Origin of the sequence: Pseudomonas sp. B21-041 (assembly GCF_024748675.1) — a bacterium.
Taxonomy (GTDB): Bacteria; Pseudomonadota; Gammaproteobacteria; order Pseudomonadales; family Pseudomonadaceae; genus Aquipseudomonas; species Aquipseudomonas neuropathica.
The window spans coordinates 974,936-988,121 of record NZ_CP087175.1; the positions used below are offsets into that span (position 1 = coordinate 974,936).

The 13,186-nt window shown below is 58.8% G+C and carries 10 protein-coding genes; 2 read left to right on the plus strand and 8 right to left on the minus strand.

Annotation, left to right across the window (positions count from 1 at the left end):
* Positions 1 to 537: 537 nt before the first annotated feature.
* Positions 538 to 1,734, plus strand: a complete 1,197-nt coding sequence (locus LOY43_RS04140) for an MFS transporter (protein WP_258709247.1) — start codon at positions 538 to 540, stop codon at positions 1,732 to 1,734.
* 160 nt (positions 1,735 to 1,894) lie between these two features.
* Entirely contained in the window at positions 1,895 to 2,152 is a 258-nt protein-coding gene (locus LOY43_RS04145) for a hypothetical protein (protein ID WP_064119438.1), read from the plus strand.
* A gap of 213 nt (positions 2,153 to 2,365) precedes the next feature.
* On the opposite strand, the gene LOY43_RS04150 is transcribed toward LOY43_RS04145, so the two are convergent.
* The 8 genes from LOY43_RS04150 to LOY43_RS04185 all read right to left on the minus strand — a co-directional run bounded on the left by LOY43_RS04150 (position 2,366) and on the right by LOY43_RS04185 (position 13,143).
* Positions 2,366 to 3,346 carry a peptide ABC transporter ATP-binding protein gene (locus LOY43_RS04150; protein WP_007917625.1) on the minus strand — a complete coding sequence of 327 codons (981 nt, stop codon included), beginning with the start codon at positions 3,344 to 3,346 and terminating at the stop codon, positions 2,366 to 2,368.
* The gene (locus LOY43_RS04155) at positions 3,346 to 4,314 is read right to left on the minus strand and encodes an ABC transporter ATP-binding protein (RefSeq protein WP_095125386.1); all 969 of its coding nucleotides are present in this window, start codon (positions 4,312 to 4,314) and stop codon (positions 3,346 to 3,348) included. Before LOY43_RS04155 ends, LOY43_RS04150 begins: the two co-directional genes overlap by 1 nt.
* A 10-nt stretch (positions 4,315 to 4,324) precedes the next feature.
* Positions 4,325 to 5,251: an ABC transporter permease subunit gene (locus LOY43_RS04160; RefSeq protein WP_095049734.1), complete on the minus strand. Its 927-nt coding sequence runs from the start codon at positions 5,249 to 5,251 to the stop codon at positions 4,325 to 4,327.
* 11 nt (positions 5,252 to 5,262) lie between these two features.
* Complete coding sequence (locus LOY43_RS04165) at positions 5,263 to 6,273, minus strand: ABC transporter permease subunit (RefSeq protein WP_075947650.1); 1,011 nt, start codon at positions 6,271 to 6,273, stop codon at positions 5,263 to 5,265.
* Between the two features lie 73 nt (positions 6,274 to 6,346).
* On the minus strand, positions 6,347 to 7,942 hold the full coding sequence (locus LOY43_RS04170; protein ID WP_258709248.1) for an ABC transporter substrate-binding protein: 1,596 nt from the start codon (positions 7,940 to 7,942) through the stop codon (positions 6,347 to 6,349).
* A gap of 77 nt (positions 7,943 to 8,019) precedes the next feature.
* Positions 8,020 to 9,441, minus strand: coding sequence for an OprD family porin (locus LOY43_RS04175; RefSeq protein WP_093435862.1), 1,422 nt, complete (start codon positions 9,439 to 9,441; stop codon positions 8,020 to 8,022).
* A 176-nt stretch (positions 9,442 to 9,617) separates the two neighbouring features.
* Complete coding sequence (locus LOY43_RS04180) at positions 9,618 to 11,216, minus strand: ABC transporter substrate-binding protein (RefSeq protein ID WP_095049736.1); 1,599 nt, start codon at positions 11,214 to 11,216, stop codon at positions 9,618 to 9,620.
* Positions 11,217 to 11,517: 301 nt separating this feature from the next.
* Complete coding sequence (locus LOY43_RS04185) at positions 11,518 to 13,143, minus strand: ABC transporter substrate-binding protein (RefSeq protein WP_007917611.1); 1,626 nt, start codon at positions 13,141 to 13,143, stop codon at positions 11,518 to 11,520.
* Between the last annotated feature and the right edge of the window lie 43 nt (positions 13,144 to 13,186).

Sequence of the window (13,186 nt, forward strand, 5' to 3'; positions counted from 1 at the left end):
CTCTCGTAATCACTGCGGTCAGTCCCCTCTCCCTTCGGGAGAGGGCTAGGGTGAGGGGCTTTTGATCTGTTTCAGAATCTGAGTTCGGCTCGGTATGTCATGTCGGCGTTGCTCTCCCAAGCACCGCGATCAGTCCCCTCTCCCTCCGGGAGAGGGCTAGGGTGAGGGGCTTTTGATCTGTTTCAGAATCTGAGTTCGGCTCGGTATGTCATGTCGGCGTAGCTCTCCCAAGCACCGCGATCAGTCCCCTCTCCCTCCGGGAGAGGGCTAGGGTGAGGGGCTTTTGATCTGTTTCAGAATCTGAGTTCGGCTCGGTATGTCATGTCGGCGTTGCTCTCCCAAGCACCGCGATCAGTTCCCTCTCCCTCCGGGAGAGGGCTAGGGTGAGGGGCTTTTGATCTTCGGCACGGTTTTAACGCGCGCAATGGCTGTAGGACGACTCGGTTTTTTGTGATCTCGATGTTCTCGAACGCGACAACCCGCCTGCTGACCGTTAGTGTTCCAGCTCCACGCAAGTCGTTTTGAGAGGTCAATGGAATGACGAGTCGGCTGACTCACCTGCTACGGCTGAACGGCTATTTCGGCGTGATGGCCTGGGTGCTCGCGGCGCTGTTGTTCATCAATCGCTTGAGCAGCATGGTCAAGCTGTTCATGGCGTTGTACCTGCGTCAGGAGCTGGGGCTGGCGATCGAGACGGTTGGCTGGTTGCTGTCGGCGTACGGCGCGGGTTTGCTGGTGGGGTCGATGCTCGGTGGCTGGCTCAGTGATCATGTGCGCACGGCGCGGCTGACGGCGGCGCTGTTCTTTGTTTCGGTGTGGGTGCTGATTCTGCTGGGACTGGTGACGCAGGTGCCGTTGCTCGCTGCATTGTTGTTGCTCAGTGGGGCCATCGATGGGGCTATTCGCACGCTGCATCAGCGGCTGATCATGGAGTATTGCGAGGTTACACAGCGCTCGCGGGCGCAGGCGTTGAGTCGGGTTGCGCGCAACCTTGGGATGGCCGCCGCCGGTGTGGCGGGCGGGGTGTTGGCGCAGACCGATTTTCGCTGGGTGTTTTTCGGCAGCGCGGCGATGACGTTGTTGGCGCTGCTCTGGTTTGTTCGCACCACGTGGCAGCGTCCGGTGCTGATCAATGACGAAAAGTCCACGGATGACGCAGGCTCCGGGGTGCCGTATCGCGACAAACCGTTCCTGTGGTTGCTGGCGGCGACGGCCGTGCTTGGCATCGCGTTTGATACGGTCTACAGCACGCTGGGCAATTATTTGCGTGATTACTACCAGTTGAGCACCCAGGCGATCGGCTGGCAGTTCGGGCTCAATGCGTTGCTGGTGATCGCGCTGCAGATTCCGCTGTCGCACTGGGGCGAACGTTGGGGGATGCGCCGGCAAATGCTGCTCGGCAGTGTGTTGCTGGCTTGCGGGTTGGGCATGCTGCCGTTCGGTTCCGGGCTGTTTTACGTCTGCCTGTCGACGCTGATCTGGACCTTGGGCGAGGCCTTTTTCATGCCGCCGCTGAATGTGCTGGCCATGCGTTTTGCCCAAGGCGGTAAAAGCGGTCAGTACTTCGGCCTGTTCTTTATGAGCTGGAGCGCCAGTGCGCTGTTGTCACCGGTACTCAGTGGCCAGTTGTACGGTCATTTCGGCGGCCACAGTGTGTGGCTGGCGAGTGCGCTGATGGTGTTGATTTCCATGCCGTTGACGTGGCAGGCCACGCGATCACGCGGCGGCGCTTAGCTGTTGCGGCTATGAGCATTATTCGAAAACTGTCTTTCCATGAAGGGCATTTCTGCCTGCTCCTTAGCGTCCTATCTGGTGAACCCGATGGATCGGAACTAGATTTCACACAGCGCCAGTCAGGCACGAATGTCTCACCTGAAAATGGATGGAGTCGGCTATGAAAAGCAGGTTGCTACGGGTTTTATTGCTGTTGAAAGTGATGGTCATGCTGTCCCTCGGCACCGCGACGGCCTGGGCCGAGTGCGAGGATCACGATTCCCAGGCCTTCAACGGCCAGGTCGGGCATAGCGGCTTGATGCTCGCCAAGTCTGAGTCCGAGCCGGGCGATCAGGACCAGGGCGGCAGTAAAGACGATGACGACTCGACCACCGACGAGCCGGACACTGATGACGACGACGGCGACAGCCAGACGTAAGTTGCAGACAAAAGAAAACCCCTTCCGCCTCGACTGATGCGCAATCGAGGTGGGAGGGGTTTGGTTAACACGTCACTCTCTTTGAAATGCGATCACTGTGGGAGCGAGCTTGCTCGCGAAAGCGGTGTATCAGGCGACATCTATGTTGAATGATTCAATGCCTTCGCGAGCAAGCTCGCTCCCACAGTGTTTTGTATCGCTCTCCAGTTTTGCTTACGCCGCGCCATCAAGGAACTGCTCGGCGTAGTGGCAAGCCACCTGCCGGCTGTCGAGCTGGCGCAAGGCTGGCTCTTCAGTGCTGCAACGCTCGGTCGCGTACGGGCAGCGCTTGTGGAAAGCGCAGCCCGGTGGCGGGTTCAGCGGGTTAGGCAGTTCGCCGACGATCTTGATTTTCGGCTTGTTCGGATCCGGGTGAATGGTCGGGGTCGCCGACAGCAGCGCCTGGGTATATGGGTGCAACGGACGCTCGTAGATGTCGTTCTTCGGCCCCAGTTCTACCGGGCGACCGAGGTACATCACCATCACGTCATCGGCCACGTGTTGCACCACCGCGAGGTTGTGCGAGATGAACACGTACGCGGTGTTGAACTCCTGCTGCAGATCCATGAACAGGTTGAGCACCTGCGCCTGAATCGACACGTCCAGTGCCGAGGTCGGTTCGTCCGCCACCAGCACTTTCGGTTGCAGCATCATGGCGCGAGCCAGGGCGATACGCTGACGCTGACCGCCGGAGAACATGTGCGGATAGCGCTGATAGTGCTCAGGGCGCAAGCCGACCTGCTTCATCATCGCCTGGACTTTCTCGCGACGCTCAGCGGCGGAGAGGTTGGTGTTGATCAGCAGCGGCTCGCCGAGCTGGTCACCGACTTTCTGCCGTGGGTTCAACGAGGCGTACGGGCTTTGGAAGACCATCTGCACGTCTTTGCGCAGTTGCTTGCGCTGGGCCTTGTCGGCGCCGGCGACTTCCTGGCCGGCGATTTTCAAGGATCCGGAAGACGGATCTTCAATCAGCGTCAACGCACGGGCGAGGGTGGATTTGCCGCAGCCCGACTCGCCAACTACGGCGAGGGTCTTGCCGGCTTCCAGTTCGAACGACACGCCGTTCAGTGCGCGCACGGTCGCATGGCCCTTGAACAGGCCACGGGAGACTTCGTAGTGACGGGTCAGATCGCGGGCGGTAAGTACGACGGCCATTACGCCACCTCCTGGTTGAGCGGGAAGAAGCAGCGGGCGAGGCTGTGGCTTTTCGGATCAAGGCCTGGACGCTGCGCGCGGCAGCTGTCCTGCACGTACGGGCAGCGCGGCGACAGCAGGCAGCCCTGCGGACGGTCGTAGCGGCCCGGGACGATACCCGGCAGGGTCGACAGGCGTGAGGCGCCGAGGCTGTGCTCGGGAATCGCCTTGAGCAGCGCTTCGCTGTACGGGTGCGCCGGGATGTCGAACAGTTGCGGCACCTGACCGACTTCAACGGCTTGCCCTGCGTACATCACGCAGACGCGCTGGGCGGTTTCTGCCACGACCGCGAGGTCGTGGGTGATCAGCACCAGGCCCATGTTCTGTTCTTTCTGCAACGCCAGCAGCAGATCCATGATCTGTGCCTGAATCGTCACGTCCAGTGCAGTGGTCGGTTCGTCGGCGATCAGCAGTTTCGGTTCGCCGGCAATCGCCATGGCGATCGCAACGCGCTGGCTCATACCGCCGGACAGTTGATGCGGGTAGGCGTCCATACGGCTGGCGGCGCCCGGGATTTCGACTTTTTCCAGCAGTTCGATCGCACGTTTGCGCGCTTGCTTGCCGGACATTTTCAGGTGCAGACGCAGCACTTCTTCGATCTGGAAACCGACGGTGTAGCTCGGGTTCAGTGCGGTCATCGGGTCCTGAAAGACCATCGACAGGTCTTTGCCGACGATTTGCCGACGCTGACGATTGCTCAGCTTGAGCATGTCTTTGCCGTCAAAGCTGAGCGAGTCGGCGGTGACGATGCCGGGATGCTCGATCAGGCCCATCAGCGCCATCATGGTCACGGATTTACCCGAACCCGACTCGCCAACGATGGCCAGTACTTCGCCTTTGTCGACTTTCAGGTCGAGGCCGTCGACCACCGGGGTCGCGGTCTTGTCGCCGAAGCGAACGTTGAGATTCTTGATTTCTAGCAGTGACATGGGAATCTCCTCAGGCGGCGTTCTTGAGTTTCGGGTCCAGCGCATCGCGCAGACCGTCGCCCATCAAGTTGATTGCCAGCACGCTGAGCAAAATGGTCAAACCAGGCAGGCTCACCACCCACCAGGCGCGTTCGATGTAGTCACGGGCCGAGGCCAGCATGGTGCCCCACTCAGGGGTTGGCGGTTGTACGCCAAGGCCGAGGAAGCCCAACGCTGCGGCATCGAGAATCGCCGACGAGAAGCTCAGGGTCGCCTGCACGATCAGCGGCGCCATGCAGTTCGGCAACACGGTGATGAACATCAGACGTGGCAGACCGGCACCGGCCAGGCGCGCGGCGGTCACGTAGTCGCGGTTCAGTTCGCCCATCACGGCCGCACGGGTCAGACGCACATAGGACGGCAGCGAAACCACAGCGATAGCGATCACGGTGTTGATCAGGCCAGGGCCGAGGATGGCAACAATCGCCACCGCCAGCAGCAGCGACGGCAGGGCCAGCATGATGTCCATCAGACGCATGATGGTCGGGCCAATCATCTTCGGGAAGAAACCGGCGAACAGACCGAGGAGGATCCCTGGAATCAGCGACATCACCACCGACGACAAACCGATCAGCAGCGACAGGCGCGAGCCCTGGATCAGACGCGACAGCAGGTCACGACCCAGTTCATCGGTGCCGAGCAGGAATTGCATCTGACCGCCTTCCAGCCACGCCGGCGGCGTCAGCAGGAAATCACGGTATTGCTCGCTCGGGTTATGCGGCGCAACCCACGGCGCGAACAGCGCGCAGAAGATGATCAACAGCATGAACAGCAGGCCGGCAACTGCGCCCTTGTTCTTCGAGAAGGCTTGCCAGAATTCTTTGTACGGTGACGGGTACAGCAGGCTTTGATCCGCGCTGGTGGCGGAAGTCGCTACTGAGGATGTTGGAGTGCTCATGGTTATTGACCTCAGCGCTGATGACGGATGCGTGGGTTGGCAAAGCCGTAGAGGATGTCCACTACGAAGTTGACCAGAATCACCAGGCAGGCGATTAACAGGATGCCGTTTTGCACAACCGGGTAGTCCCGGGCGCCGATGGCTTCGATCAGCCATTTACCGATGCCGGGCCAGGAGAAAATCGTTTCGGTCAGAACCGCACCAGCGAGCAGAGTGCCGACTTGCAGGCCGACCACGGTGAGTACCGGAATCAGTGCGTTACGCAGACCGTGGACGAACACCACGCGCGACGGCGACAGGCCTTTGGCCCTGGCGGTGCGGATGTAGTCTTCGCGCAGCACTTCGAGCATCGACGAACGGGTCATCCGCGCGATCACTGCCAGCGGAATGGTGCCGAGGACGATGGCCGGCAGGATCAGGTGATGCAGCGCGTCGAAGAACGCCCCGACGTCATCGGCCAGCAGCGTGTCGATCAGCATGAAGCCGGTGCGCGGCTCGATGTCGTAGAGCAGGTCGATCCGCCCGGAAACCGGGGTCCAGCCCAGGCTCACCGAGAAGAACATGATCAGGATCAGGCCCCACCAGAAGATCGGCATCGAATAACCCGCGAGGGAGATGCCCATCACCCCGTGGTCGAACAATGATCCTCGCTTGAGTGCCGCGATCACCCCGGCCAGAAGGCCCAGAATGCCGGCGAACAGCAGGGCGGCCATGGACAGTTCCAGGGTCGCCGGGAAGAGGGAGGTGAACTCGGTCCATACGCTTTCACGCGTGCGCAGGGATTCGCCGAGATCGCCGTGAGCCAGTTTGCCGATGTAGTCCAGATACTGGGCATACAGCGGCTTGTTCAGACCTAGGCGTTCCATTGCCTGAGCGTGCATTTCGGGGTCGACCCGACGTTCGCCCATCATCACTTCCACGGGGTCGCCCGGAATCATGCGAATCAACGCGAAAGTCAGCAAGGTGATGCCGAAAAACGTGGGGATCAACAACCCCAGTCGGCGGGCAATAAAACTAAACATCGTGTGTGGTACCTCATCAGCCGGTTAGGCGTGCCCGGCATCCCTGGGGTCAGGGACGCCGGGAGTTTCTTATCTACTTCACCTGGGTGGTGGCGAAGTTATTAGTGGTGAGAGGGCTGATGTGATAGCCCTCTACGTTGTTACGCATTGCAGTAAACATCCTGGTGTGGGCCATGCTGATCCATGGCTGATCCTGATTAAACAGCACTTGCGCCTGTTCGTAGAGCTTTGCGCGTTCGGCCGGATCTACTTTAGCCCGTGCTTCATCCAGCAGTGCCTGGAATTTCTCGTTGCACCAGCGAGCATAGTTCTCGCCATTTTTTGCCGCTTCGCAACTGAGCATAGGCGTCAGGAAGTTATCCGGGTCGCCGTTGTCGCCCGCCCATCCGGCCGAGACCATATCGTGTTCGCCGGCCTTGGCGCGTTTGAGCATTTCGCCCCATTCCATCACGCGAATGTCGATCTTGATCCCGACTTTCGCCAGGTCAGCCTGCATCATTTGCGCGCCGAGCATCGGGTTGGGGTTGGTCGGGCCGCCGCCGTTGCGGGTAAACAGGGTAAACACGGTGCCTTCCGGAACCCCGGCTTCCTTGAGCAGCTTGCGGGCGGCGTCGAGGTCACGTGGCGGGTTCTTCAGATCGTGGTTGTAGCCGAGCAGGGTCGGCGGGTACGGGTTGACCGCGACCGAAGCGTTGCCTTTGCCGAACAGCGCGTTGACGTAGGCTTCCTTGTCGAAAGCGATGTCGATCGCTTTGCGCACGCGCACGTCGCTCATGTACTTGTGCTGAGTGTTCATGGCGATATAGGACACGGTCATCGCGTCCAGTTCTTCGACTTTCAGGTTGCTGTCTTTCTTGATGCTCGGGATGTCATCCGGTTTCGGATACAGGGCGATCTGGCACTCGTTGGCCTTGAGCTTCTGCAGGCGCACGTTGTTGTCGGTGGCGATCGCCAGGATCAGCGCATCAGCCGGCGCCTTGCCACGGAAGTAATCTGGGTTGGCCTTGAAACGCACCTGCGCGTCTTTTGCATAACGCTGGAAGATGAACGGGCCGGTGCCGATCGGCTTGTTGTTCAAGTCACCTGTCTTGTTGGCCTTGAGCAATTGGTCGGCGTATTCGGCCGGGTAGATCGAGGAGAACGCCATCGCGATGTCGGCCAGGAATGGCGCTTCGCGGCGGGTCAGGGTGAACTTGACCGTGTTGTCGTCGACTTTTTCGACGTTTTTCAGCAGTTCCTTGAAGCCCATGCTTTCAAAGTACGGGAAGCCCACGCTCGACAGTTTGTGCCATGGGTGATTCGGGTCCAGCTGACGCTGGAAGCTCCAGACCACGTCGTCGGCGTTCATGTCGCGGGTCGGCTTGAAATATTCGGTGGTGTGAAACTTGACGCCTTTGCGCAGGTGGAACGTGTAGGTCAGGCCGTCTTCGCTGATGTCCCAGGACTCGGCGAGAGCCGGGATCACTTCAGTGGTGCCGGGCTTGAAGTCGGCCAGGCGGTTGAAGATGGTTTCGGCCACAGCGTCCGCCGTGACTGCAGTTGTGTACTGGACCATATCGAAGCCTTCCGGACTGGCTTCGGTGCAGACCACCAAGGGTTTGGCCGAGACGCCGACAGCGACACTCAGCAACGCAGCCGCGATGGCCGCACGTAGGGGAAGCATTTTCATCGATAACCCTCTGCAATCGGTTGAAGACAAAAAGCCGAACGGCCGACTCATCATGAGTCAGCCGTCGGCTGGCGTTTTTACAGGATGTTGAATGGAATCGTGGTCACGAGACGGAACTCGTTGATGTTGCCGTCAGCCTGATGCTCGCTGGCGCGGTGCGTGGTGTACGTCGCGCGAATCGCGGTGGCTTTGAGCGGACCGCTCTGCACGGCGTAGGAAGCACCGATGCCGTATTCGTAGTGGGATTCGCCGTCCATCAGACTCAGATCGCCGCGCTTGTCATCTGGAATGGTGTAAGCGGTGCCACGGTAGTGAGTACCGTCGATGCCCCAGCCGCGAGCCTGGTAGATGTTGAACTTCAGACCTGGCACGCCATACTCGGCCATGTTGATGCCGTAGGCGATCTGGAAGGATTTCTCGTTCGGGCCGTTGAAGTCCGACAGCAGGGAGTTGGCCAGGTAGATGCCGTTGGTTTCGTGCAGGTAGTCGAAGTACTCGTTACCGTTCACTTGCTGATACGAGAAGGTCAGGCTGTGGGCCTGGTGGGTCAGTCCCAAGGACAGCGAGTAGGTATCGTTGTCGATGTTGCCCATCAACTTTTTGCCTTCGTCGACGGTCTTGTAGTAGTTCAGGCCGGTGGTCAGGCTCAATACCTGGCTGTCACCCAATTCGTGGGTTCCGCCGAAGTAGTACTGGTTCCAGAAGTCTTCGACGTTGGCGACGTACAGGCTGGTTTTCAGGCTTTTGAGCGGCTGATAGTTCACGCCCGCGGTGTAGACCTTGTCGGTTTCTTCGCCGTTGGCGCCGTATTCGGAACGGAATTTCGACAGGCTCTGCTCGGTACGTGGCGAGACGCGGTCGAAACCGGCGAGGTCGAACGACAGGTTGTTCAACTCTTCGCTATGCAGACTGATCCCTTCAAAGCTCGAAGGCAGCGGACGGTTGCCGATAACATCGACAATCGGCGTGCTGAAGTTCTGGCGACCTGCGGTCAACGTGGTGTTGGACACGCGGAACTTGACGTTGGCCAGACCCAGTTTGCTCCACTGGTCGACCGCATCACCGTCGGAATGGGCGAGGGTGCGGTTGGAGCCGCCAGCAATATCCTTGCGGTCACGGTCGAGAACGATGGCGTTGTAAGCGGCAACTTCGGTGCTCACGCCAACGGTGCCTTGGGTGAAGCCCGAGGTGTAGTTGACGATGGTGCCCTGAACCCAGTTGATACGACGCGGGGTCTTTGTTCTTACCGTTGGCGAGGTGTATTTGTCGCTGTTTTTCACGTAGCTGAAGCTGTCGTCACGACGACGCAGTTCATTGGCGTACCAGTTACGGGTTGTGCCGCCCAGGCTTTGTCCATCGATAAAGCCTTTGGCCTCGCTTTGGGCGCTACTGCCGGCCAATGTGGTAGGGACGAACTCCTGACTTGCAGGTTCTGCGTACGCCGTGGCGGTGATGCTGCTAATGGCCAGGGCCAGTATCGCGGTGCTGCTCAGTTTCATGGGTGAAGCTCCTTTACTTTCTTTTTATGCCGGCTTTTTTTTGGTATGCCGGTTATTGGTTTAGAACTCGTTCACACATCGCAAACGTTTGCCAAAAGCCAGATTGGCGAATTTCGGCAAAGCGCTTGCGTGAGGGGCTAGACAGCGCCCCCCAGCATTGCGGCTAATCATCTGGTTTAATCGATACCGACACCCGAGAACACGTTGCGACCGAACGGGCTGACTTTGAAGCCCTCGATCCTGGCGCTTAACGGTTGGTTGACCGTCGAGTGGGCGACAGGCGTGATCGGCACTTGCTGTTTAAGCAATTGCTGAGCCTGTTTGTAGAGCACGGTGCGTTGGTCGCGGTCGGTGACGACCTTGGCCTCTTTGATCAGCTTGTCGTAAGCCGGATCGCACCACATGGAGTAGTTGTTGCCGCCGATGGCATCGCAGCTGTACAGCGTGCCGAGCCAGTTGTCCGGATCCCCGTTGTCACCGGTCCAGCCGATCAGGCTGACGTCGTGCTCGCCGTTCTTGGTGCGTTTGATGTACTCGCCCCATTCATAGCTGACGATCTTCACTTTCAGACCGATCTTGGCCCAGTCCGCCTGGAGCATTTCGGCCATCAGTTTGGCGTTCGGGTTGTACGGGCGCTGCACCGGCATCGCCCACAGGGTGATCTCGGTGCCTTCCTTGACGCCGGCAGCCTTGAGCAGCTCTTTGGCTTTTTCCGGGTTGTAGGCGGCGTCCTTGATGCTGTCGTCGTAGGACCATTGAGTCGGCGGCATGGCGTTGACGGCCAGTTGGCCGGCGCCTTGATAAACAGCGTTGAGAATCCCTTGTTTATTCACCGCCATGTCCAGCGCCTGGCGCACTTCGAGCTGGTCGAATGGCTTGTGGCGAACGTTGTAGGCGATGTAGCCGAGGTTGAAACCCGGCTTGGAAATCAGTTGCAGTTTCGGGTCGGCCTTCAACGCTTCAACATCGGCAGGGCGCGGATGCAAGGTGATCTGGCATTCGCCAGCCTTGAGCTTCTGCACGCGCACCGAGGCGTCGGTGTTGATCGCGAAGATCAGGTTGTCGAGTTTGACCCGGCTCGGATCCCAGTAATGTTTATTACCGGTGTAACGAATGTTCGAGTCTTTCTGATAACTCTTGAACACGAACGGCCCGGTGCCGATCGGTTTCTGGTTGATGTCGCTTGGCTTGCCTTCGGCCAGCAGCTTGTCGGCGTATTCGGCGGACAGGATGGCGGCGAAGCTCATGGCGATGTTCTGGATGAACGCGGCGTCGACGCTGTTGAGCGTGAACTCCACGGTCAGCGGCCCTGTCTTCTCGACCTTGGCGATGTTCTTGTTCAGGCTCATCCCGTTGAAATACGGGAATTCGGTGGGGTACGCCTTACGGAAAGGTTGCTGGGCATCGAGCATGCGATTAAACGTGAACAGCACGTCGTCGGCGTTGAAATCGCGGGTTGGTTTGAAGTACGGCGTTGTATGAAATTTCACACCTTCACGCAGGTGAAAGGTGTACTTGAGGCCGTCCTCGGAAATGTCCCACGTGGTTGCCAGGCCCGGAACGACATTGGTCGCGCCTTTTTCGAACTCGACCAGACGGTTGTAGATCGGTTCTGCGGCGTCGTTATCGGTCGCTGTCGTGTACTGCGCAGTGTCAAAGCCCGCCGGGCTGCCTTCAGAGCAGAACACCAGACTTTTGCTGGCGGCGAAACTGGCGGACGAGGCGGCCAACAGGCCGGCACCCAGCAATGCGGAATAAATCAAGGTATGGCGCATGACGCTCCCTCTTTTTTTAGTGTTGTTCAATGCACCGTCACCTCATCCAGAGACGTTTTGGTTGCATCGAGCTCAATCCAGTACGTACGGCAAACCGGTGGCCCACGCAGACACTGGTCAGTACCCGACGGTAGGGGCCGCGGTTCTGGCAGTAAATGCGTAAATGCCTTAAATCTCGTAGGAAAAGGCGACGCGTCCTATACCTCTGCGGTAATCCGCAGCGGAATTGGTTGTAGGCAATTTCCTAGCTTCCCGGCAGGTAAAACAACGGCGACGTTAAAAACGTCGCCGCTGCAGTGCCTTATTTGCTGACGCTGACGCCGTAGAAGGAGTTCAAGCCAAATGGGCTGATCTTGAAATCCTGCACGTTGGCGCGCATGGGTTGGTACACCGTCGAGTGAGCGATAGGTGTCATAGGGACTGCATCTTTGAGGACGTGTTGCGCCTGTTTGTACAGTTCGGTGCGCTTGCCCTGATCGGTCGTGCGCTTGGCTTCTTTGACGAGGCCATCGAACTTCTTGTCGCACCACTTGGAGAAGTTGTTGCCGCTGAGCGAGTCGCAACCGAACAGCACGTTCAGCCAGTTGTCCGGATCACCATTGTCACCGCTCCAGCCAATGATCATGGCCTGGTTCTCGCCACCTTTGGAGCGCTTGATGTACTCGCCCCATTCGTAGCTGGTGATCTTCACTTTCAAGCCGATCTTGGCCCAGTCGGACTGGAGCATTTCAGCCATCAGTTTGGCGTTCGGGTTGTACGGACGCTGCACCGGCATCGCCCACAGAACGATTTCGGTACCTTCCTTGACGCCAGCTTCCTTCAGCAGTTGCTTGGCTTTCTCAGGATCGTACTTGGCGTCCTTGATGGTGGTGTCGTAAGACCACTGGGTCGGCGGCATAGCGTTGACGGCCAGTTGGCCGGCGCCCTGGTAAACCGAGTCGATGATCTGTGGCTTGTTGACGGCCATGTCCAGCGCCTGACGTACGCGCAGGTCTGCCAGCGGGTTGGCCTCGTTGCTGCCCTTGACCTTGTCCATCACGTTGTAGGCGATGTAACCCAGGTTGAAGCCAGCCTGGTCAGGCATCTTCAGGGTCTTGTCTTCTTTCAGCGCTTTCAGATCGGCCGGACGCGGGAACAGGGTGACTTGGCACTCGTTCTTTTTCAGCTTCTGAATACGTACCGACGGGTCAGTGGTGATGGCGAAGATCAGGTTGTCGATCTTCACATCCTCAGGCTTCCAGTAATCCTTATTGCCGGTGTAACGGATGTTGGAGTCTTTCTGATAGCTCTTGAACACGAACGGACCAGTGCCGATCGGCTTCTGGTTGATGTCGGCAGCCTTGCCTTCTTTCAGCAGCTGCGCTGCGTACTCGGCGGACTGTACCGAGGCGAAGCTCATCGCCATGTTCTGGATGAACGCGGCATCAACTTCTTTCAGAGTGAACTTGACGGTGTGGTCGTCGACTTTATCGATCTTGGTGATGTTGGTGTCCATCCCCATGTCGGTGAAGTACGGGAATTCGGTCGGGTACGCCTTACGGAACGGGTCATCCTTGTTAATCATGCGATTGAAGGTGAACAGCACGTCGTCGGCGTTGAACTCACGAGTCGGCTTGAAATACGGGGTGGTGTGGAACTTGACGCCTTCACGCAGGTGGAAGGTGTAAGTCAGGCCGTCATCGGAGATGTCCCACTTGGTCGCCAGACCAGGAATCACGGCGGTGCCGCCGCGCTCGAACTGGGTCAGACGGTTGAACATGGTTTCGGCTGAGGCGTCGAAGTCGGTTCCGGTGGTGTACTGGCCTGGGTCGAAACCGGCCGGGCTGCCTTCGGAGCAGAACACCAGGTTAGTCGCAGCGGATGCGAAAGGTGCGGAGGCTAACAAGCCTGCGCCGACTAAAAACGGAATGACCGCGTGTTTAAGCATGTTGGCCTCATGATTTGTTGTCATTTTTTAGTTGTGAGGTACG

What these genes read in the sequence shown, in the direction of transcription:
- LOY43_RS04140 (WP_258709247.1), top strand. Translation starts at nt 538, where the DNA reads ATGACGAGTCGGCTGACTCACCTGCTACGGCTGAACGGCTATTTCGGC.
- LOY43_RS04145 (WP_064119438.1), top strand. Translation starts at nt 1,895, where the DNA reads ATGAAAAGCAGGTTGCTACGGGTTTTATTGCTGTTGAAAGTGATGGTC.
- LOY43_RS04150 (WP_007917625.1), bottom strand. Translation starts at nt 3,346, where the DNA reads ATGGCCGTCGTACTTACCGCCCGCGATCTGACCCGTCACTACGAAGTC.
- LOY43_RS04155 (WP_095125386.1), bottom strand. Translation starts at nt 4,314, where the DNA reads ATGTCACTGCTAGAAATCAAGAATCTCAACGTTCGCTTCGGCGACAAG.
- LOY43_RS04160 (WP_095049734.1), bottom strand. Translation starts at nt 5,251, where the DNA reads ATGAGCACTCCAACATCCTCAGTAGCGACTTCCGCCACCAGCGCGGAT.
- LOY43_RS04165 (WP_075947650.1), bottom strand. Translation starts at nt 6,273, where the DNA reads ATGTTTAGTTTTATTGCCCGCCGACTGGGGTTGTTGATCCCCACGTTT.
- LOY43_RS04170 (WP_258709248.1), bottom strand. Translation starts at nt 7,942, where the DNA reads ATGAAAATGCTTCCCCTACGTGCGGCCATCGCGGCTGCGTTGCTGAGT.
- LOY43_RS04175 (WP_093435862.1), bottom strand. Translation starts at nt 9,441, where the DNA reads ATGAAACTGAGCAGCACCGCGATACTGGCCCTGGCCATTAGCAGCATC.
- LOY43_RS04180 (WP_095049736.1), bottom strand. Translation starts at nt 11,216, where the DNA reads ATGCGCCATACCTTGATTTATTCCGCATTGCTGGGTGCCGGCCTGTTG.
- LOY43_RS04185 (WP_007917611.1), bottom strand. Translation starts at nt 13,143, where the DNA reads ATGCTTAAACACGCGGTCATTCCGTTTTTAGTCGGCGCAGGCTTGTTA.